19 protein-coding genes are annotated in these 20,188 nt (G+C 46.2%); 10 read left to right on the top strand and 9 right to left on the bottom strand.

What is annotated here, in order from left to right; genetic code table 11:
- The 4 genes from CLV59_RS15830 to CLV59_RS15815 all read left to right on the top strand — a co-directional run bounded on the left by CLV59_RS15830 (nt 1) and on the right by CLV59_RS15815 (nt 5,004).
- Entirely contained in the window at nt 1-2,019 is a 2,019-nt protein-coding gene (locus CLV59_RS15830; protein WP_211323907.1) for a TonB-dependent receptor plug domain-containing protein, read from the top strand.
- A 3-nt stretch (nt 2,020-2,022) separates the two neighbouring features.
- On the top strand, nt 2,023-3,174 hold the full coding sequence (locus CLV59_RS15825; RefSeq protein WP_111593035.1) for a YncE family protein: 1,152 nt from the start codon (nt 2,023-2,025) through the stop codon (nt 3,172-3,174).
- An 11-nt stretch (nt 3,175-3,185) separates the two neighbouring features.
- Complete coding sequence (locus CLV59_RS15820; RefSeq protein ID WP_111593034.1) at nt 3,186-4,118, top strand: PKD domain-containing protein; 933 nt, start codon at nt 3,186-3,188, stop codon at nt 4,116-4,118.
- Nucleotides 4,119-4,212: 94 nt separating this feature from the next.
- Nucleotides 4,213-5,004 (top strand): PhzF family phenazine biosynthesis protein, encoded by a 792-nt coding sequence (locus CLV59_RS15815; RefSeq protein WP_111593033.1) that lies wholly within the window; start codon nt 4,213-4,215, stop codon nt 5,002-5,004.
- Nucleotides 5,005-5,087: 83 nt separating this feature from the next.
- Here the strand turns inward: CLV59_RS15815 and CLV59_RS15810 are convergent, their stop codons facing one another.
- Together CLV59_RS15810 and CLV59_RS15805 are read right to left on the bottom strand one after the other, a co-directional pair.
- On the bottom strand, nt 5,088-5,906 hold the full coding sequence (locus CLV59_RS15810; protein ID WP_111593032.1) for an SDR family oxidoreductase: 819 nt from the start codon (nt 5,904-5,906) through the stop codon (nt 5,088-5,090).
- Between the two features lie 75 nt (nt 5,907-5,981).
- A complete protein-coding gene (locus CLV59_RS15805) occupies nt 5,982-7,223 on the bottom strand; it encodes an MFS transporter (protein WP_111593031.1) in 1,242 nt (413 codons plus the stop codon).
- A gap of 132 nt (nt 7,224-7,355) precedes the next feature.
- On the opposite strand from CLV59_RS15805, the gene CLV59_RS15800 reads away from it, so the two are divergent.
- On the top strand, nt 7,356-8,240 hold the full coding sequence (locus CLV59_RS15800; RefSeq protein WP_111593030.1) for a LysR substrate-binding domain-containing protein: 885 nt from the start codon (nt 7,356-7,358) through the stop codon (nt 8,238-8,240).
- Between the two features lie 45 nt (nt 8,241-8,285).
- Here CLV59_RS15800 and CLV59_RS15795 read toward each other — a convergent pair whose 3' ends face one another.
- The 3 genes from CLV59_RS15795 to CLV59_RS15785 form a co-directional block, all read right to left on the bottom strand.
- Nucleotides 8,286-9,308 carry a helix-turn-helix domain-containing protein gene (locus CLV59_RS15795; protein ID WP_146616212.1) on the bottom strand — a complete coding sequence of 341 codons (1,023 nt, stop codon included), beginning with the start codon at nt 9,306-9,308 and terminating at the stop codon, nt 8,286-8,288.
- A 128-nt stretch (nt 9,309-9,436) separates the two neighbouring features.
- The gene (locus CLV59_RS15790) at nt 9,437-9,979 is read right to left on the bottom strand and encodes a DUF1697 domain-containing protein (protein ID WP_111593028.1); all 543 of its coding nucleotides are present in this window, start codon (nt 9,977-9,979) and stop codon (nt 9,437-9,439) included.
- Nucleotides 9,980-10,027: 48 nt separating this feature from the next.
- Nucleotides 10,028-10,819, bottom strand: coding sequence for a helix-turn-helix domain-containing protein (locus CLV59_RS15785; protein WP_111593027.1), 792 nt, complete (start codon nt 10,817-10,819; stop codon nt 10,028-10,030).
- A 93-nt stretch (nt 10,820-10,912) separates the two neighbouring features.
- Between CLV59_RS15785 and CLV59_RS15780 the strand changes: the two genes are divergently transcribed.
- A complete protein-coding gene (locus CLV59_RS15780) occupies nt 10,913-11,806 on the top strand; it encodes a sugar phosphate isomerase/epimerase family protein (RefSeq protein WP_111593026.1) in 894 nt (297 codons plus the stop codon).
- A 31-nt stretch (nt 11,807-11,837) separates the two neighbouring features.
- On the opposite strand, the gene CLV59_RS15775 is transcribed toward CLV59_RS15780, so the two are convergent.
- Both CLV59_RS15775 and CLV59_RS15770 read right to left on the bottom strand, forming a co-directional pair.
- The gene (locus CLV59_RS15775; RefSeq protein WP_111593025.1) at nt 11,838-12,332 is read right to left on the bottom strand and encodes a hypothetical protein; all 495 of its coding nucleotides are present in this window, start codon (nt 12,330-12,332) and stop codon (nt 11,838-11,840) included.
- A 175-nt stretch (nt 12,333-12,507) separates the two neighbouring features.
- Nucleotides 12,508-13,848: a DEAD/DEAH box helicase gene (locus tag CLV59_RS15770; RefSeq protein ID WP_111593024.1), complete on the bottom strand. Its 1,341-nt coding sequence runs from the start codon at nt 13,846-13,848 to the stop codon at nt 12,508-12,510.
- 123 nt (nt 13,849-13,971) lie between these two features.
- Here CLV59_RS15770 and CLV59_RS15765 point away from each other — a divergent pair, with 123 nt between their 5' ends.
- A complete protein-coding gene (locus CLV59_RS15765; RefSeq protein WP_111593023.1) occupies nt 13,972-14,940 on the top strand; it encodes an ion channel in 969 nt (322 codons plus the stop codon).
- On the opposite strand, the gene CLV59_RS15760 is transcribed toward CLV59_RS15765, so the two are convergent.
- Complete coding sequence (locus CLV59_RS15760) at nt 14,937-16,391, bottom strand: sodium:solute symporter (protein WP_111593022.1); 1,455 nt, start codon at nt 16,389-16,391, stop codon at nt 14,937-14,939. The two genes, CLV59_RS15765 and CLV59_RS15760, sit on opposite strands and share 4 nt — an antisense overlap.
- A 133-nt stretch (nt 16,392-16,524) precedes the next feature.
- Here CLV59_RS15760 and CLV59_RS15755 point away from each other — a divergent pair, with 133 nt between their 5' ends.
- Nucleotides 16,525-17,454 carry a bifunctional helix-turn-helix transcriptional regulator/GNAT family N-acetyltransferase gene (locus CLV59_RS15755; RefSeq protein WP_146616211.1) on the top strand — a complete coding sequence of 310 codons (930 nt, stop codon included), beginning with the start codon at nt 16,525-16,527 and terminating at the stop codon, nt 17,452-17,454.
- Between the two features lie 29 nt (nt 17,455-17,483).
- On the opposite strand, the gene CLV59_RS15750 is transcribed toward CLV59_RS15755, so the two are convergent.
- Complete coding sequence (locus tag CLV59_RS15750) at nt 17,484-17,942, bottom strand: DinB family protein (RefSeq protein ID WP_111593020.1); 459 nt, start codon at nt 17,940-17,942, stop codon at nt 17,484-17,486.
- 57 nt (nt 17,943-17,999) lie between these two features.
- Here CLV59_RS15750 and CLV59_RS15745 point away from each other — a divergent pair, with 57 nt between their 5' ends.
- Both CLV59_RS15745 and rnhA read left to right on the top strand, forming a co-directional pair.
- Nucleotides 18,000-19,637 carry an acyl-CoA carboxylase subunit beta gene (locus CLV59_RS15745; protein WP_211323905.1) on the top strand — a complete coding sequence of 546 codons (1,638 nt, stop codon included), beginning with the start codon at nt 18,000-18,002 and terminating at the stop codon, nt 19,635-19,637.
- A gap of 31 nt (nt 19,638-19,668) precedes the next feature.
- Nucleotides 19,669-20,130, top strand: coding sequence for a ribonuclease HI (gene rnhA, locus CLV59_RS15740; protein WP_111593019.1), 462 nt, complete (start codon nt 19,669-19,671; stop codon nt 20,128-20,130).
- Nucleotides 20,131-20,188: the final 58 nt, after the last annotated feature.

The following is a 20,188-nucleotide window of genomic DNA, read 5'->3' as shown; positions in this document are numbered from 1 at the left end:
ATGTACTTCAAAGAACTGCTTAGTTCTCTGACGAAAGGATGCCTGCATGTGATGCTCGTAGCAACCGCTATAACCGCTTCCGCGCAACAGAAAGACAGTGTGACGTCAAAAGATTTGAAAGAAGTAGCCGTATCCGCTCCCAGAGTGGCCAAAGAAGTGGTGCCCGGACAAAAACTCCAGGGCGAAGAACTGAAGCGATTAGGGGGCAACTCCGTAGCAGATGCACTCCGCTTTTTTGCAGGCGTACAAATGAAAGACTACGGCGGCATCGGCGGACTCAAAACAGTGGATGTACGCAGTATGGGCACCACCCAAACAGGGGTCTTCTACGATGGCATCCAGTTAGGTAATGCCCAAAATGGTACCGTTGACCTGGGAAAATTCTCCCTGGATAATATGGAAGAAATATCCTTGTACAACGGCCAACGCAGTAATATTTTCCAATCAGCGAAAGATTTTGCCTCCGCTTCAGCCATCTATCTCACCACTATCAAACCTAAATTCGCCGAAGGCGAAAAAACACATTTTCGTACTACCGTTAAAACCGGCTCCTTCGGTTTGTTTAATCCTTCTTTCCTCTGGCAACAGAAAGTAAGTAAACACATCACCGCCAACCTGAGCGGAGAATGGGTCAATGCTACCGGCAGATATAAATTCCGCTACGAGAAAGAAAAAGGATACGATACCACGGCTATACGAAAAAATGGAGATATCAATGCATACCGCCTGGAAGGCGGATTAAACGGTCAATTGCAAGGTGGCGAATGGTCTGCCAAAGGCTATTTCTATAAATCAGAAATGGGTATTCCTGGCTTTGTAGTCAATAATGTTTTCGGACATGTGGATCGCCAATGGGACAGAGATTACTTTTTCCAGGCGTCCTTCCGAAAGGATATTACCGCCAAATATAGCATGCTGCTGAATACCAAGTACGCCAACTACTTCAACCGTTTCGACCAGCCAGATACCGCATTGCTGATGATTGATAACAGATACTATCAGCAGGAATATTACTTTTCCTCTGCCAATCAGTATGTCATCAATAAATGGTGGAATGTGGCACTGTCCGGAGATTTTCAATGGAACAGAATGCGCTCTTTCGATAAAACAGGTAACCAGTTGTCTGAGCCAATCCGATATACGACGTTGGTAGCTGCCGCCACCAGCCTGAGTTTTAACCGGGTCAGTGCGCAACTCAGTATGCTGGGAACTTTCGTGAATGAAGATAACAGAATCAATATGCCGGCGCCATCCAAAAAGGAATTTACCCCCGCAGTATACATTTCCTGGCAACCTTCACCCAGCCCGGATTTCAAGCTGAGAGGATTCTACAAACGCATCTTCAGAATGCCTACCTTCAACGATCTCTATTACCAGGAAATCGGCGTTGCCACCCTGAAACCAGAATTCGCCACACAATACGATGCCGGCTTTACATGGTATAAACAAACACAAAATAGTACTGTAAAAGAATTCGGACTGGATGTAGATGCCTACTACAGCGAAGTGACAGATAAAATCGTTGCACAGCCTACTTCCAACCCCGAACGATGGCAGATGTTCAACCTGGGATTCGTAAAAAGCAAAGGAGTCGATGTCAAAGCCAAAGCAGCTTTTGAAGTATGGAGCGACCTTCGTCTCTCTACAAAACTGGTGTATAGTTACCAACGTGCACAGGACTTCTCCGACCCAGCCGATACCTATTACAAAAATCAAATTGTCTATATCCCGATCCACAGTGGAACCTTTATCCTGGCGGCAGACTACAAATTGTGGCAACTGAACTTCAGCCAGATTTATACAGGTGAAAGATATAACGCCAAAGCCAATATACCAGACAACTATGAACAACCCTGGTACACCAGTGATATAGGACTATCCCGCATCATTCCGCTGAAAAAATGGACATTCAAAGCCACTGCTATGGTCAACAACCTGCTGGATCAACACTATGATGTAGTGAGAAGTTTTCCTATGCCAGGCAGAAACTATAAAGTAATACTAACTATCAATATATAAAGTATGATCAATCATTCCCGGCATCTTTTGTCTCTGACGCTCCTGGCTACAGTACTGCTGTATGCCTGCCGTAAAGGAGATAAGATTGTTCCTCCTGTGATAACGCCTGTTACCCCGCCGACTCCCAACGCGGCTGTCACCGGTTTTTATCTGCTGAATGAAGGTAATATGGGCAGCAACAAAGCTACCCTGGATTATTTCGATTATACCACTGGCGTCTATCATAAAAACATATACGCCACCATCAATCCCAATGTGGTAAAGGAACTCGGCGATGTAGGAAACGACGTACAAATCTACGGCAGCAAGCTGTATGCCGTGATCAACGTATCCAATAAAGTGGAAGTGATGGACGCAGCCACTACCAAACGCATCAAACAAATTGATATCCTGAATTGCCGCTATGTGGTGTTTGCTAACGGTAAAGCATATGTGAGTTCCTATGCCGGTCCTGTACAAATCGACGTCAATGCGCCAATAGGATTTGTGGCCGAAGTAGATACCGCCACGCTGGAAGTAACCCGCAAAGTGACAGTAGGCTTCCAGCCAGAGGAAATGGCAGTAGTAAACGGTAAATTATATGTAGCCAATTCCGGCGGTTATCGCGTACCGAACTACGATAGCACCGTGTCTGTCATTGACCTGAATACGTTTAAAGAAATAAAGAAAATTAATGTTGGTATTAACCTACACCGACTCAAAGCAGATGCCTACGGAGATATCTACGTTTCCTCCCGCGGGGATTATCGTAATGTGCCATCTTCCCTGTATCGCATAGACACTAAAACAGATCAGGTAGTCCAGCATTTTGGCGTACCTATTAGCGATATCTGGATTTCGGGAGACACGGCCTATGTCTATGGCTCCGAATTCAGCTATAATACAAACAGTTTCCAGATTACCTATAATATGCTGAATGTCCGCACAGAAACGGTGCTGAATAAAAACTTTATTACAGATGGTTCCGAAGCACAAATTAAAATGCCCTATGCAGTGGCAGTAAACCCGGTTACAAAGGAAATCCTCGTAGGAGATGCGAAAGATTATGTTTCTCCCGGAAAACTGTTGTGCTTCAGCAATTCCGGCCAGCTGAAATGGTCGGTGATCACCGGGGATATTCCCGGACATATTGTTTTTGTCCCTGTTAAAAAATAAAAGAATACATCATGAAGAGCCAGAAATTATGGATGGTGGCCGGATTGGCATTATTAGCAGCCTGCTCTAAAAGCGATCCAGCACCAGAGGTAAAGCCAGTAGATCCTGCACACACAACCAACAGGGCCGCGGTATTAGATTACCAACCAGCGCCAGGACAATTTATTAACCAGTCGCCAGAATGGGTAGCCGGTAACACAGATCAGGACATCATAGCGAAAGCGCAAGCAGCGCTGGATAACAATAATTTTGTATGTCTGGGTGGTTATGGCGGTTACATCGTATTAGGTATGCAATACGCTATTCCCAATGTAGATGATCAATATAGCTTTCTCGTAAAAGGAAATGCGTTCAATAACTGGGCAGAACCAGGTATCATCATGGTTTCCGCAGATGCCAACAACAACGGTAAACCAGATGACGAATGGTACGAGATTGCAGGCTCTGAATATAGCAGTGCTAAAACCCTCCGTAACTACCAGATCACTTATTTCAAACCCGATGAGAAAAAGGTGGCAACGCCTTCCAAAACAGATAAAAATCTCAACGATACCACTTATATCCGTTGGAAGGATAACCAGGGACAATCTGGCTTCCTCTCCAGGAACATCTACCACAGCCAATCCTACTATCCGCAGTGGAAAGGGGACAGCATCACTTTTACCGGCTCCCGTCTCTCTGCTGATGGCGTGAAAGACCTTTCTGGTACAGGTGTAAACTGGGTAAGCACCGCATTCGCATTTGGATATGCTGATAACTGGTCTAATGATAACGACAATGGTAAAATTAAAATCAGCTGGGCCGTAGATAAAAATGGTAAAAAAGTAAACCTGGCTAATATCAAATTTATCAAGGTCTACACAGGTATCCGTGCAGAAGCAGGCTGGTTAGGAGAAGTATCCACCGAAGTAACCGGCGTAACCGATCTGACGCTGAAACAATAACCATCAGGGCATCTGATATGGTCGGATAAGCTGGATCTGCATCTGTTTTTCTATGCTGATTTTTTAAATCTTTGCATAAGTAAAAACCCTTCAAATGCAATTCAGATTCTTTCATGTAGATGCCTTTACCGGCGAAGCTTTCAAGGGAAATCCGGCAGCGGTATGCCTGCTGGATACCATGCCCTCTGACGATATATTAAGCAGCATAGGTAAGGAAAACAACTTACCTATGACTGCTTTTCTTTTGGCGCAACATGACGAATATATCCTGCGTTGGTTCCTGCCCAATGGCGACGAATCAAAGCTCTGTGGCCATGCCACCCTCGCCAGCGCTCATATTCTATGGGAATCGGGTTTGAAGCTGGCAGATGAAACTATTCGCTTTCATACCGCAGGCGGACTCCTAACCGCCACTAAAGGCCAGGATGGCTGGATCACCCTGAACTTTCCTGCGATTGAAAATACCCCATTGCAAGCGCATGGGCCGATGGCCACATTGTTCCCCACTGCGAAGGAAGTGCTGACTACCAGCGCAGGCGGCTATCTTGTAGTACTGCCAACAGAAACGGAAGTAAGGGATTTTGTGGCGGATGCGGAAAAACTGAAGCCGTATAAAATCACCATCACTGCACTCGCAGACGAAAACCAACCATACGATTTTGTATCCCGCTTTTTTATGAATCATGGCGGCTCTCCCGAAGATCCGGTTACCGGTTCAGCACATTGCAGCCTGGTGCCTTACTATGCGCAGGTACTGAATAAAAAAGACTTCGATGCGCGCCAGGTATCGGCACGTGGAGGCATACTGAAAGTGGGACTACGTGAAAACAGGGTAGACATCGTCGGACAGGCAGTGACCTTGGTGGATGGCTGGTTTAAGCTTTAAACTAAGCAAACATAAAAAGGCGCAAAGGGAATGGTGTCTCACCTGTATTCCCTTTGCGCCTTTGCTATAGAAGCAGGCAACGATTACAGGAACAAATCCTTTTGCAATCTTCCACCCGGCTTCACGGCATATTTACTGAAATCCGTAACCCCGGCGGATTGCAACACTTCCTCATCAATCAAGGTATGTCCGGTATACGATGCAGACGGCTGGTTAAGGATATAATACACCGCATCAGCGATAATATCTGGAGTGCGACTCATATTCACCAGTGCATCTCCGCCCAGTAAGTTCTTCACCGCTGCAGTAGCTATAGTGGTGGCCGGCCAGAGGGCATTGGAAGCAATTCCGTCAGCCTCCAGTTCTGCCGCCCATCCTAAGGCCAGCATACTCATATTGTATTTACTGATGGTATAGGCTACATGGGGCCCTAACCATTGCGCAGCGAGATTGATAGGAGGAGACAAGGTCAGAATATGCGGATTCTTACCGAGTTTAAGGTAAGGAAGACAATGTTGTGTGACCAGAAAAGTCCCGCGCACATTGATATCGTGCATCAGGTCAAATTTTTTGGCATTGGTTTGCAGCGTATTGGTCAACTGAATTGCGGAGGCATTGTTGATGACTACATCAATCCCGCCGAAACGCTCTACGGCTTTGGCTACGGCATCTGCAATCTGGGCTTCATCCCGTATATCTACCTGTACTGCCAGCGCTTTCCCGCCAGCAGCTTCCACCTCTGCGGCTGCGCTGTGAATAGTGCCTCCCAGCCTGGGATCTTCCTCTACACTTTTCGCGGCTATCACAATATTAGCGCCTCCTGCGGCCAATTTAAGGGCTATCGCCTTACCAATTCCTCTGCTGGCTCCAGTAATAAAAACCGTACGTTGTTGGTATGTCATATCTGACTGCTTTAAAGAATGAAAAATGCTATGAGGAATTTAAGCATTCTTTCCTTTCCCGCAAAAGATTGCTATTTAAATAGCCGGCTGACGAGCCCCATCCGGCCCGGAAACATCATTTACATGCCTGCGGCGGTACGCCACAAATAAGGCTACAGACACGGCGCCTAAAAGTCCCTCTACAAATACCGTAAACCGCGGTCCCGCCGCATTGGCCGCTGCGCCAGCCAGCAAGCTACCAATAGGTATCATGCCCTGGTAGGCCATGATATAATAACTGATGGCCCTCGCACGCATGGCCGGTAAAGCATGCGTTTGTATATAAGTGTTTATGGCGGAAGTCTGCGCCATCATGCCCACCCCAGAACAAAGCATGAATACCAATGCCATAGGGAGCCAACCGGAATAGGCCAGCAGGAGCAGACTTAAGGAGAAGATCAGACTGGAAGTAATCAATACTTTGATAAGATCCCTTCCTGGCTTTAACCTGGCTAAATAAATGGCAGATATAATAGAGCCAAGCCCCGCCGCACTCTCAAACCAACTGAAAGTACGGGCATCCCCATGGAAAATATCCTTGGCAAACATCGGCATGAGCGTATTGAATGGCATTACCAGCATACTGCTGACGGTCAACATTAGCAAGAGCGATAAGAGGTCCTTGTCATGCGAAATGTACTGAAATCCTGCCCGCAATTCCACCCAGATACTAGTGTCGCTCTTGTGTATCACCGGTACTTCCAGCTTCATCATAAACAAACAAATCAATATGGGGATGTAACTCACAAAATTCAATACAAAACAGACATCTTCCCCAAGAGTACTCAGCAGAATCCCTGCCAACGCGGGCCCCGCGATACGGGCAAAGTTCCACATAGTGGAATTCAGGACAATGGCATTCGGCAAATCCTCCTTGTTGGTAACCATATCCACCATGAGCGACTGCCGGCAGGTGACTTCAAAAACATTCACAATCCCCTGTAAAAGCGTAAGGAGAATAATCCAGTTCGTATTGTAATACCGGAATAATATCAACAGCGCAAAAGCAAGCGCCTGTACCATATTGATAACCTGCGTCTGTACAAGTATCTTATACCGGTTATGCCGGTCTATATAACTGCCCGCATAAGGGGCTAATACGAGAGAGGGTATGAGTCCCGCAAAACTAACCACACCAAGCAGCCATGCAGACCCTGTGAGTCGGTATATCAGCCAGCAGACTGCTGTCTTCTGCATCCAAGTTCCAACCAAGGAAACAGATTGACCATAAAAAAACAGTCTGAAGTTGCGGGATTTTAATGAGCGAAATACTTCCATTCTAAAGGTTTTTCCTGGTTCTCACTGCGCTGGCAGAAAGGCCATGCGCTAAATCGACCACAAAAGTCCTACATTTACACTAATTAGTTAAATAGATTGTTTTAATCATTTCCATTAGTAAAACCGATTAGTATGGAGTTGCGTCAGCTGAAATACTTTGTACACGCTGCAGAGAAAGGCAATTTCACCGCCGCTGCTGAAGAGCTGTACATCACCCAATCCACGCTCTCCCAGCAGATCATGCAACTGGAATCCGAACTAAATACCCACCTGTTTGACCGCATCGGCAGAAGAGTACGCCTGACGGAAAGCGGACAGGTATTACTGGAACATGCCCGCTTTGTCCTCACAGAAGTAGATAAAACCAAACAAGCCATTGAGGATTTACAAGGACTGCTGACAGGCGAACTGAGGATCGGGGTAACCTATGCATTTACCAGCCTCCTGCAACCCTTACTCATCAGCTTTCCCCGGAAATATCCGGGGGTACGACTGCGGATTGTATACGGTTCCCCGGATGAGCTTGTACATAAACTCCTGGCAGCAGACCTCGACATGGTACTGTCTTTCCATACCACCGGCCAGGAAGACCAACTGGAGATGAAACCATTGGTAAATTCACGTATAGTCCTTGCCGTTGGAAAACACCATCCGCTGGCAGGAAAGAAAACATTGCCGATTGAATCGCTGAAAGGAGTAGATATGATCCTGGCTACAAGAGGATACAGTTCCAGGGACTTCCTCGATGAAATCCTCTATAAACATAATATCACCTTGTCGGTCCGCATTGAAATGAATGATGTGCACTCCATTTTGTCCTTGGTGGAGAAAGGCCATTGGGCCACTCTGTTGAATGAACGTGCTGTAACAGGCTGGAAAAATATCCGGGTAATACTGGTGAAAGGGCAGGAGTGGATAAGAAGATCCTATATCATTACACAGAAAGGAACACACCCAAAAAAATCAGCGGCCCGTTTCGTGGAGGAACTCCAGAAAGCGACCGCTGGTGAGAAATAGTCAATGTAGGAACGGATCTTGGATTCTAATAATCCTGAATAATAACTAGTTCATTTCTACTCTTACTTCCAGAATAGTGAGATTATAATAGCTTTTGAAATCCCTGACAAAGCGTTTGAAACTATGTTGGTCGTTGTTTAATTCTTCATCCGGACTCCCCCACGGCAAATAGCCGCAAAGACATGCAATAGATTCATGATCTTCTGTGGTATTAGCCAGTTGATGATACGCCCAGTCCATTCTTTCCATTTGCAGGTATTCATGAATACTGTTATGCATGACAGCTTTGAAATAATCGTCCAGCTGCTGGAAGGGCCGGCCGAACTTCTCCGTCAGCAAATTCTCAATATATATCAGGTAGAAATTTTCCCGGATGGTTTCCGCAATATCATGGGCCAGTTGCACTTCTGCGGAAGTCAGTTGCTGTGGCGTGCTTTCCACCAGCTCATTGATGAAATTCACCAGGTAGTTGACCGCACAACGGGCCATATACCGCTTACGATGATTCTGTAAATCCTGACAGCCCAATATCCGCTTCTTCATGGTTTCACGGATGTAATTGGTGTTCAGATTATTCTCATGTACGCGGGTGGTAGTGATCACCTGCTCCCAGCGCTTCAACCGGCGAAGCTCCGGATAAGCCCGCACCAGCGTTTTTATCCAGTCCGGCCGCACAGTAACATAAAAGATTTCTCCCAAACCGCTATCCACCACTGTATTATTAATGCCTGGCGCTACTTTGAAAAGTGTATGCTCTGCCGCATATTTATCGCCTACATCCACCAAATGGCCTGCATGCGTCTGCACCAGGTAAGAGGATGACTGATTCAATGCCAGCAACCGATATTCACTGACTACCTCCAGCTGTGTTCCCGCCGGAAGATGATGCAGATCCCGGCAGATGCCAATGCCAAAAATCTCTACTTTCTGTTCCATTACCCATCCTGTCTCATCTCTATCCAGGTAAATCCTTGCAGGTCGCCAGCAATAGGACTTTAAATCTGAAGGAATGGAAGACTCACGCTTGTAGTCTGCAGTGGGGGTATGTAGGTAAATTCTTCTCGTCATGACATTTGTGTTATTCCGTTAATGTATCGCAATCGTTGCAATAGGGTTTCAAAATGCACTGTACATTATCAGTATAACCATGACGGAGAAGGATGGTACCAGAAATTAATAAGTGATTAACAAAAAAATTAACGGGCGGAGAGCGTTACCAATTTATTGACAGTAGCCCAGTTGCGGGTTGTAGCCGACATTTTTAATTTTTTCTCAATTAATACATTGGTAAATACAGGCTTAGACATGTCTTTTTCAACCGCTATATATAATTCCCGATCTATGAAATGGATTTTTTCCTGCGCAGAAGCCAATTGTAACATCGTTTCCTGTAACGCTGCGGATGGTGTTTCATGCAGGAAGGTGACATACAATTTCCTCGTTTCCGCTGTAGCCACATGGCCAAAAGGATGTTGGGAGACGACTGTCGCCAAAGACGCATGGGTGCGTAACATCACCGGCACACTATACCCGAGTTCCTGTTCCAGCGCTTTTTCAATTTTTTTCAGCAGGGTACTTTCCGGGGTCGCTTTAGTAGAGAAAATCACATTCCCGCTTTGAATGAATGTGGCTACATTGCTGAATTGCATCCGCTCAAACATAGGGCGGAGGTCCTCCATTTTGATGATATTTTTTCCACTGACATTAATGCCTCTGAGAAGGGCTACATATGTTTCCATATGGTAAATATAAGTAATTTATTTTTAGGGAGACACGTAGTCATCGTTCTAATAACTGCTCCCATGGCGGGAAAGCAGGAAGTCGTCTGATTTAAATTTCCCCGGAGAAACACTGACCATTGTTTTGAAACTTCTAATAAAATGGGCCTGGTCATAAAATCCCTGATCCAGTGCCATAGACGTGAGCCGCAGTTTATCTCCAGAGGTCTGCAGCCGGTCTATCAGGCTCCTGATCCGAATAATGCCTGCATAGGTTTTCGGACTGATGCCAATCGTCTCCCTGAACATCATTTCCAGGTATCTCCCCGAACGACCAAACTCGCCAGCCACTGTATGCACGGGAATATTGCCCCTATGTTCCCTGATCAACTGACAGGCCTGCCATGCCGGAGTGATGGGTAAAGACTGACTGAAATAGCGATGAAAGTAGGCCTGTATCTGTTGCTCATCCGTTACATCAAATTGAAATGCCAACCGATGTTGCAATAATTCCAATGGAACAAAGGTATCCGCAGTTTCGGTTAATGGCTCATCCAGGAAATGGGCAGGGGCCCAGGGATAAAATTGTACGAGAAATATTTTCGTATACCCGTGGAGGTGAATACGGATACTGGTGGTTAATTGTCCGCATAAATAATTGCCTGCTTGCAGGAAATGATGTCCCCGGCATCCATCAATATTGATTCCCGGTCCATGAATAAATGCAATATTGAAACATCCGTTGGGTAATACCTGTTTGCCCTCCAATGCAATACCAGAGCGCGAATTATCCAATACCCAACATTTTTTTATATAGTTGGATGCTGGCGGTAATACGGGATATTCATGATAGCGGAACATATTCCAAAATAATAAAAAATAACAAGCTTCGCATTTTTACAATTTCATCCAGGATCTTTCTGATACTTTTGAGCGCAGATAATTACCACGGTTATGAACAGACGAAATTTTATTGGTCTTGCCGGCACATTCGCCGCAGCAAGCCTCACGCCTGCATGGGCCCATGCGGTTACTGCTCCCAAATATAAACTGGGCTTGCAATTGTATTCCCTCAATGCAGAAATGAAAAAAGACCCCCGGAGTACGCTGCAACAGGTGGCTTCCTACGGCTACCAGGAAGTGGAAACCTATGGCTTCAATCACGGCGGTAACAAATTTTACTGGAACATGGAACCCGCTGCTTTCCATGAATTGTTACAGGAATTTAATCTCACTTCTTCCAGTGGCCATTATGATATCGACAAGTTCCTCCTGCCTGGCGTAACGGTTGATGAAAGAAAAAAATACCTGGATGATTGTATAAAAGGGGCAAAGGCGTTAGGACAACAGTACATAGTATGGCCATGGCTCGACCCACAGCTGCGAAATCCCGAAAGTTTCCGCCTGCTGGCGCAGACCCTTAATGAAATGGGAGAGCAGGTAAAGCAGGCTGGCCTTCAGCTGCTATACCACAACCATAATTTCGAATTCGTAGCGAATAATGGAAAAACAGGATACGATATTCTCCTTTCACAAACTGATCCCGGGCTGGTGAAACTGGAGCTGGACCTATATTGGGCCATCCGGTCCGGACAAGATCCGCAACGCCTGTTTGCTCTTCAGCCTGGAAGATTCGTTATCTGGCACATTAAGGATATGGATAAAAACGATCCCGATTTACATGCAGTGGTAGGGGATGGCTCAATCGATTTTACTAAAATCTTACCCTACGCAAAGCAAGCAGGATTGAAACACTTATTCGTAGAGCAAGGGAACAATTATGTTCCCAGTGCCCTCGAATGTGTCGCCAAAAGTGCCAGATTTGTGAAAGAAAAAATATTCAGATAAACTTAGAAGGGTAGAGTACAGGAGAATCTCACTACTTTTTGACCTTGGATTTATCCACGACTTCTACATATCGTATAGCCGTGTCCGCAGTGATGGTGATGGGGGAAAATATTTTCTTGAATGTTTTAACTTTATCCCCATCTGTGAAGGTAATGCTGAGCGTACATTCCACCTCGCAAGGCTCGCTGGTTGGCGGATTCATGTACAACCGGATAAAAGTATCCTGGATATCTTCCAGCTTGTACTTTTGATCGCTCTGGGTCAGCTTGGCATCGCGCTGCCAGCCTTTACTCCAGTTCGTCATAGTGTCGTTCTTGGCCGTTACATAATCCTTGTCGTCATCGTAATTGTGAAAGCCTACTCTTACGCTCAACTGTCCGTCCGGACTCTTTTGATTGTTAAGCGTTCTAATGACCATGTTTGTTTTCAGCACATCATTTTTGCTGTTCGGGAAAATAGTTTGCGCGCACGCAACACTAGTGATTCCAGCCAAGAAAAAGCCAATGGATAAAAACTTCCTACGCATTACTAAAGGTTTTTTTTGGTCAATAAATGGATGATGGTTTCATCGCGTTTACAATCTCATTAAAGAGAAGACTAGTATTTTAGTACTAGATATTAGTAAATCGTTAACAAAAAAGTCCGGCTTTCACCCCCAGAGGGCGAAAGCCGGACTTTATATACTAGTATTTTATTAAATATTAACGCTTGCGCTTAGGCTTGGCGCCTCTCTTTTTAGGCTTACCATATTTAAGCAGCATCTTCTCTTTATGCGTCATGACGTTATTCGTCTTCATATTCTTAGCCTTCTTCTCATGGAAAGCGGGCCCGAAATCCTCCAGCTTAGGCGCTTTCACCAGGGTGTTGCGCATAAATACCTTAGGCTTCTCATCTTCTGTCAATACCTCCGAAATCTCTAATGCCTCCGGTAAATCCTGCTGTGGAATGCGATAATTCATCAATTCTTCCACGGCCGCCAGTTGGTCTTCCTCAGAATCTTTACTCAGCAATATGGAAATACCTTTCTTATCCGCCCTACCCGTACGACCGATCCGGTGAATATAGTTCTCTGGCTGTTCCGGCGTATCGAAGTTAATCACATGGGTTACTTCCGCTATATCCAGACCTCTGGCGATAATATCCGTTGCAATCAGAAAACGGAACGATCCCGCCTGGAAACCATTAACGGTATTAAATCGATGGTTCTGTTCCTTGTTACTATGAATAACTCCCACATTCTCCGGAAAAGTCTGGCTCAATTGCTCATACAGATCATCCGCCAATGCTTTTGTGCCCGCAAAGATTAATGTCTTTGTCATGCTCTCATCAGTGCTGATCAGCAATTTGAGCAAATTAACCTTGGTATTGAAGTTGGGTACGCGATACAAACGCTGATCAATGTTTTCCAGCGGAGTACCTGCTGGTGCAGCTTCTATACGCGCAGGATTGTTGAAGTTATTTTCAATAAACTGCTCTACATCCTCCGTAATGGTGGCAGAAAACAACAGATTCTGCCTTTTCTCCGGCAACAGACCTATGATATTTTGAATCTGGGTGCGGAAACCAAGATTCAGCATCTCATCCATCTCATCAATCACCAGTCTTTTAACAGACTTCATTTTCAACGCGCCGCTGAGTATAATATCATACAGGCGGCCAGGTGTGGCCACAATAATATCCACCTTATTCTGCGCGGCGGCTGCCTGCGGATTCATATTGACACCACCATACAAGCCGAGTACTTCTACACTCATGTAGGTGGTCAGTTTCTTAATAGATTCTACTACCTGTACTACCAGTTCCCTCGTAGGCACCAGGATGAGCATCTGTGGATGCTTCTCCTTGCTAAACTTAAACAACCGCAGGGTAGGCAGCAAATAGGCAAAGGTTTTACCCGTACCAGTCTGTGCAATACCGCATACATCCTGCCCGGACATAATCACGGAAAAGGCCCGCTGCTGTATAGTAGTAGGTTGCTGAATACCCAGGTCATCCAGGGCATTCAATAAAGATGAATTCAGATTTAATTCACGAAAAGTCATGACGCTGCTATAAAATGAACGACAAAGGTAAATATTTTAACGTTGCAGTCCGGCATTCCGGCAGAACAGCCTGATGATTTGATCTGAAATTCTTACTAGCTTTATGTTATAATCTGTTTTCAAATGGCGCTCCTGAAAAGAATTAACCCTTTCTCCAAAACAAATGACGACACAGGTTTTGGTATCAATGCAGCCGGCTATGGCGGCCGCTTTATCAATCGGGATGGTTCCTTCAACCTCCGCCGCGAAGGCTATCCATTCTGGCACCGGTTTAGTGTTTATCACGCGTTGTTGAATGTCTCGGCCTGGAATTTTATCACATTTTTATTGCTATTCTTTTTTGCCGCCAACCTTTTCTATACTGGCATTTACTGGCTGGTAGGCCCCGAGCAACTGCAAGGCGTAAGAGGAGTAACAGCCTGGGAGAAGTTCAAAGAACTTTATTTCTTCAGTACGGAAACCTTTACCACCGTGGGTTATGGGCGGGTGAACCCCGTTGGAGACGGAGCCAACTTTGTAGCTTCCATCGAAGCCATGACCGGCTTCCTCTCTTTTGCAATCGTTACTGGTCTCCTCTATGGCCGTTTCTCCCGCCCCCGCGCACATCTGCTCTTCAGCGATGATGCCGTGATTGCTCCTTATAAAGACAGAACAGCCTTAATGTTCCGCATGGCCTCCCACAAGGAATACCATACCCTCACAGATGTTATCATTCAGGTAAACCTGGCCCTCCTCGTGGAAGAAAATGGACACCTGGTCTATAAATATTTTGAATTAGCCCTCGAAAGAAAACGGGTGGATAGTCTGTCCATGAACTGGACGGTAGTCCATCCAATTGATGAGAACAGCCCTTTACTGGGCTTTAATGAGGAAGATATGAGAACCGCAGACGTGGAAGTATATGTGCTGGTACGCGGTTTCAATGACGTATATTCAAATGTAGTGCAGCAACGTACGTCGTATACTTTTGAAGAGATAAAGCTGAACCGGAAATTCGTTCCCATGTATCGGGTCAGCAAAAATGGACGCACGACCATCCTGGAACTAAATAAATTGAACGCCACCATCTCGGCGGAATCCGAGGCCCATTAGGCCACGGATTCCGCTTTGCGGGATATCAGCAGTAATCCCAGGAAAGTGAAGAAGCCATTGATCACCAGCAGCTCCAGCCCAATCTCGAAATTACCAAAAAGTCTATGTTGATTATTATCCACCACCAGGCAGAGCAAAGGCGCCACCACACAAACTAACGGCACCAACTTGTCATTCACAACACGCTTGGTGAAAATACCAAAGGTAAATAACCCCAGCAGCGGACCATAGGTATATGCGGCAATTTTCAGAATCACCCCAATCATGCTCTGATTGTTGATCCATTCAAATACCATTACAAACAAAAGGAAAATAAACGCCATCATCAGGTGAACCCGCTGACGTACTTTTTTCTGCTTCTCCGGCGACCAGTCAGCCCTGCGTTGAATACCCAGGATATCTATACAGAAAGACGATGTCAGCGCCGTCATAGCCCCATCTGCACTCGGAAAGAGGGCAGAGATCAACGCAATAATGAAGATCACAGAAATCGCTGGCGGCATATGATGCAGTGCCAGCTCTGGGAAGATTTTATCTCCGGTAGCATTAACGCCCTGTGATGCGCCATACAGATATAACAAGCCTCCCAAAAACAGGAACAGCCCAATCACTATCAGCATGATGAATCCTAATACCACCACGTTCTTCTGGGAATCTTTTACCGTAGTAACAGAAATGTTTTTCTGCATCATCTCCTGGTCCAGCCCCGTCATGGTAATGGTGATAAAGGCCCCGGCTATAATCTGCTTGACAAAAAACAACTTGCTGTTAGGATCTGTCACAAATATATTCGTCAACCCTCTTTCCTTCATGGCCGCAATACTCTCGCCAAAGCCCAGGTTCATCGTATGCAGGATGTAAAACACACAAATAATCAATCCCGCCAGCATACAAGTGGTCTGCAAGGTATCCGTATACACAATGGTCTTTACCCCGCCTTCATAGGTATACACCAGGATCATCGCCAGGATGATAAGGGTGGTTACGGCAAAAGGTACCCCGAAATTCTGCAGGATGGTCTCCTGCAAAATACGTACTACCAGAAACAGTCGGGCCGTAGCTCCGAGCGTCCTGGAGAGAATGAAGAAGGACGCGCCGGTTTTATAAGAGGCAGTCCCAAACCGATTATTCAGATAATTGTAAATAGATGTCAGCTGCAACCGATAGTACAGTGGAATCAATACATAGGCAATGGTCAGATACCCAATCAGGTAACCCAGCGTGATCTGGAAATAGGTAAAGGCATCCTTGCCTACCGCCCCAGGCACACTCACAAAAGTAACCCCGCTCAAAGAAGTACCAATCATCCCGAAAGCAACCAGCATCCAGTTACTGTTTCGGTTACCGATGAAGAAAGATTCATTGTTTGAATTACGCCCGGTATACCAGGCTACAATCAGCAGAATGATGAAATAAGCAACGACAAATGAAAATAATAACGCTGGCGACATGTATCCGTTTTAGTAAGATGTCAAATATATGGAATCAGCTTTAGTTTTTTCTACTTCTATTGTTTGATTTTGTCAAATAAAAAATTTGCTGTTGTCAAATTATATTGTAATTTTTATTGATAAACAACTCGCTATGCCTGACATGAATAACCTGGCCGATACGATTTTGAATTTTAACGGATTTTACGAGGAGATAGCCGCCCTCCTGAATAATCATCGTACCCGTCAGCCACTGTCGGGAGCAGAACTCCGCATTTTGTACGAAATAGCCCGTGGTAATCATCCCAATGCCGGCCAGCTGGCAACCGCTACTGGCACCGATCCCGGATACCTGACACGTATCGTTCGCTCCCTGCAGCAACAGGGACTGATTATCCGGATTCCGGCCCCCACAGATGCCCGCAGCTTTACCCTCGGACTTACCCCGGATGGTGAAGCCTTATTGACTACCCTCCACCAGGAAAGCCGGGAAGATATCCTGCGCCTCATCGCCCCGCTTAGTCAGCAACAGCAGAACCAACTGGGAGCCGCCATGAATACCATCCGACGCCTCCTGGGGAAAGACCAGGACAGCGCAGGAGAAGGTATCATCTTCCGAAATAATATCCTCCCCGGCGATATTGGTTATCTGATCCACCTGCATGGCGATCTCTATGCCAGGGAAAAAGAATACAACCTGGAATTTGAAGCCTATGTCTGTAAAACATTCTATGAATTCGTAGCCAGCTACTCGCCGGCAAAAGATCGCCTCTTCCTGGCAACGGAAGGGGGCAAAATTATCGCATGCGTGGCTATCCTGGGCGCAGGAAGACTCGCCCAGCTGAGATGGTTCCTGGTACATCCGGATTATCGAGGCCGCGGTCTCGGAAAAAAACTCCTGACCGACGCACTGGCCTTCTGTAAGGAAAAGCAATTCCAGACAGTGTACCTCATGACCACCAGTATGCAAACCTCCGCCATCGCACTGTATAAGCAGATGGGATTCAGGAAAACAGGGGAGAAGCTGCTCCAGCTTTGGGGCCAGCAATTATATGAGCAACGTTATGATATGGACCTGATGTGATTTTTCAGATAGCCGTCACTGTTATAGCCTCAGGCATAACGGTGCAGTAACACAATCTGCCCCAGATGATAGGAATCATGGTCTGTCAGGCCCTGTAGATAGTAGATAGCGGTATTATCCGTACCCGGAAATACATCAAACAGTTCGGCTTCCGGAAAGGAGCGGACAGACTTCACTATACTGGTAAAGGAATGTTCCAGCCGCTGTATAGTACCATGCCAGTTATCCGGCCCATGATTATCCGGGAGATAAAAATCGGGCAAATCCCCGTCCTGCTCAGGCGCTTCATTGTGCATATAACGCTCTACCCGTTGATGCCAGTAAATGAGGTGATTAACGATTTGCCAGATGCAGTTGGAATCCTGGAATCGCTTTACAGCTTTATCCGCATCAATGCGGATAAGATGTTCCTTAAAAGTAACCCCTATCCAGGGTTCGCCATTATAAAGACTTTCCAGTGAATTGGCTACATGTTTTGTAAATGACATACCTGAAAGATTAAGGAATTGATACTCGTTATTCGTAATTTACAAAAAAACCTGGTTATGAATCAACTGGAACTGGAAAGCAACAAAAACGAAGATTCCATTCGTCTGGCCGTAAGTACAATGAAACAGCGCCTTGGTGTCATTGAACAGGGCGGTGGCAAAAAAAGCCTGGAGAAGGTAAGGCAACGCGGTAAGTTAACTGCCCGTGAACGCATTGCTTACCTGATCGATAAGGATTCCACATTTACGGAAATTGGCGCATTCGCCGCTTACGACATGTACCCCGAATATGGCGGCTGCCCCGCTGCCGGAACCGTCGCAGGCATCGGCTATGTAAGCGGACGTCAGTGCATGATCGTGGCCAACGACATGACAGTAAAAGCGGGAGCCTGGTTCCCACTGACAGGCAAGAAAAACCTCCGCCTGCAGGAAATCGCCATGGAAAACAGATTACCCGTAATCTATCTGGTAGACAGCGCAGGCGTATTCCTCCCCATGCAGGATGAAATCTTCCCGGATAAAGAACACTTCGGTCGTATCTTCCGCAACAATGCACGCATGTCCGCTATGGGCATCACCCAAATCGCCGCTGTAATGGGCAGTTGTGTGGCAGGAGGCGCGTATCTCCCAATCATGTCCGACGAAGTACTCATGGTGGAAGGAAACGGGTCTATCTTCCTCGCCGGCCCTTACCTCGTAAAAGCCGCTATAGGCGAAGACGTAGATGCGGAAACGTTAGGCGGCGCCGTTACCCACACGGAAATCTCCGGAATAGCCGACTACAAATTCAAATCGGATGAAGAATGCCTGGATCGCATCAAACATATCGTTGGCAAAATCGGTCATAATACCGGCGCAGGGTACGACCGCATCGCCCCGGTAGCGCCCTCATTCCCCGCAGAAGATCTGTACAAACTAATGCCCGCAGAAAGTACCAAACCTTATGATATGCTGGATATCATCAGCCGACTGGTAGATGGTTCCGAGTTTGATCAGTATAAGGAAGATTACGGAAAAAGTATCCTCTGCGGCTACGCCCGCATCGATGGCTGGGCAGTAGGCATCGTGGCCAACCAACGCAAAATTGTAAAAAGCCGCAAAGGCGAAATGCAAATGGGAGGCGTGATCTATAATGATTCAGCCGACAAGGCCGCACGCTTTATCATGAACTGCAATCAGAAAAAAATTCCACTGGTATTCCTCCAGGATGTTACCGGTTTTATGGTGGGCAGCAGAAGCGAACATGCCGGCATCATCAAAGATGGCGCAAAACTCGTGAATGCAGTGGCCAATTCTGTAGTACCCAAAATCACTATCGTCATCGGTAATTCCTATGGCGCAGGAAACTACGCTATGTGCGGAAAAGCCTATGACCCCCGTTTCATTTATGCCTGGCCCACTGCTAAAATCGCAGTAATGGGAGGAGAACAGGCCGCCAAAACATTACTACAAATACAGGTTGCATCGCTAAAGGCTAAAGGAGAAGAAATCTCCCCTGAAGAAGAAAACAAATTACTGGCAGCTATCACTGAAAAGTATACTGCTCAAACTACTCCATACTATGCGGCAGCAAGATTGTGGGTAGATGATATCATCGATCCGGTGGACACACGTAAACGCATATCCGAAGGAATCAAAGCGGCGGAAAACGCCCCCATTGAGCAATCCTTCAATGTAGGCGTATTCCAGGTGTAGGAATAATGTGTGAATCCACTATCTTCGCCGAATGGCTGAACTCATCATATATACAGACGGAGCATCACGCGGTAACCCCGGTCCTGGCGGTTACGGCGTGATTCTCATGTGGGGAACCGTAAGAAAGGAATTGTCCCAGGGATACCGTAAAACAACCAATAACCGCATGGAACTACTGGCCGTTATCACCGGCCTGGAAGTCCTCACCAGGGAAGGTCTCGACATCACCGTGTATACCGACAGTAAATACGTCGTGGACAGTATAGAAAAAGGTTGGATCTGGGGCTGGGTGAAAACAGGCTTCAAAGACAAAAAAAATAAAGATCTCTGGATGCGGTTTATTCCGCTCTATCGCAAGCATAAAGTAAAAATGAATTGGGTGAAAGGCCATGCCACCAATCCTTTCAACAACCGTTGTGATGAACTGGCCACACAAGCCGCCGATAGCGGCAACTGGCTGATCGACACCGGCTTTGAAAGCGGCAACGGATAATCTGCTGCACACCCAAAGAGAACCAATTCAATAGTTGAGTTGTAATTATTCCGACAAT

Origin of the sequence: Chitinophaga dinghuensis (genome assembly GCF_003259435.1) — a bacterium.
Lineage (GTDB): Bacteria > Bacteroidota > Bacteroidia > Chitinophagales > Chitinophagaceae > Chitinophaga > Chitinophaga dinghuensis.
This window is presented reverse-complemented; position numbering and strand designations above follow the sequence as displayed.

What these genes read in the sequence shown, in the direction of transcription:
- CLV59_RS15800 (WP_111593030.1), top strand. Translation starts at nt 7,356, where the DNA reads ATGGAGTTGCGTCAGCTGAAATACTTTGTACACGCTGCAGAGAAAGGC.
- CLV59_RS15765 (WP_111593023.1), top strand. Translation starts at nt 13,972, where the DNA reads ATGGCGCTCCTGAAAAGAATTAACCCTTTCTCCAAAACAAATGACGAC.
- CLV59_RS15780 (WP_111593026.1), top strand. Translation starts at nt 10,913, where the DNA reads ATGAACAGACGAAATTTTATTGGTCTTGCCGGCACATTCGCCGCAGCA.
- rnhA (WP_111593019.1), top strand. Translation starts at nt 19,669, where the DNA reads ATGGCTGAACTCATCATATATACAGACGGAGCATCACGCGGTAACCCC.
- CLV59_RS15825 (WP_111593035.1), top strand. Translation starts at nt 2,023, where the DNA reads ATGATCAATCATTCCCGGCATCTTTTGTCTCTGACGCTCCTGGCTACA.
- CLV59_RS15820 (WP_111593034.1), top strand. Translation starts at nt 3,186, where the DNA reads ATGAAGAGCCAGAAATTATGGATGGTGGCCGGATTGGCATTATTAGCA.
- CLV59_RS15755 (WP_146616211.1), top strand. Translation starts at nt 16,525, where the DNA reads ATGCCTGACATGAATAACCTGGCCGATACGATTTTGAATTTTAACGGA.
- CLV59_RS15785 (WP_111593027.1), bottom strand. Translation starts at nt 10,819, where the DNA reads ATGTTCCGCTATCATGAATATCCCGTATTACCGCCAGCATCCAACTAT.
- CLV59_RS15775 (WP_111593025.1), bottom strand. Translation starts at nt 12,332, where the DNA reads ATGCGTAGGAAGTTTTTATCCATTGGCTTTTTCTTGGCTGGAATCACT.
- CLV59_RS15790 (WP_111593028.1), bottom strand. Translation starts at nt 9,979, where the DNA reads ATGGAAACATATGTAGCCCTTCTCAGAGGCATTAATGTCAGTGGAAAA.
- CLV59_RS15815 (WP_111593033.1), top strand. Translation starts at nt 4,213, where the DNA reads ATGCAATTCAGATTCTTTCATGTAGATGCCTTTACCGGCGAAGCTTTC.
- CLV59_RS15760 (WP_111593022.1), bottom strand. Translation starts at nt 16,391, where the DNA reads ATGTCGCCAGCGTTATTATTTTCATTTGTCGTTGCTTATTTCATCATT.
- CLV59_RS15745 (WP_211323905.1), top strand. Translation starts at nt 18,000, where the DNA reads ATGAATCAACTGGAACTGGAAAGCAACAAAAACGAAGATTCCATTCGT.
- CLV59_RS15795 (WP_146616212.1), bottom strand. Translation starts at nt 9,308, where the DNA reads ATGACGAGAAGAATTTACCTACATACCCCCACTGCAGACTACAAGCGT.
- CLV59_RS15830 (WP_211323907.1), top strand. Translation starts at nt 1, where the DNA reads ATGTACTTCAAAGAACTGCTTAGTTCTCTGACGAAAGGATGCCTGCAT.
- CLV59_RS15770 (WP_111593024.1), bottom strand. Translation starts at nt 13,848, where the DNA reads ATGACTTTTCGTGAATTAAATCTGAATTCATCTTTATTGAATGCCCTG.
- CLV59_RS15750 (WP_111593020.1), bottom strand. Translation starts at nt 17,942, where the DNA reads ATGTCATTTACAAAACATGTAGCCAATTCACTGGAAAGTCTTTATAAT.
- CLV59_RS15805 (WP_111593031.1), bottom strand. Translation starts at nt 7,223, where the DNA reads ATGGAAGTATTTCGCTCATTAAAATCCCGCAACTTCAGACTGTTTTTT.
- CLV59_RS15810 (WP_111593032.1), bottom strand. Translation starts at nt 5,906, where the DNA reads ATGACATACCAACAACGTACGGTTTTTATTACTGGAGCCAGCAGAGGA.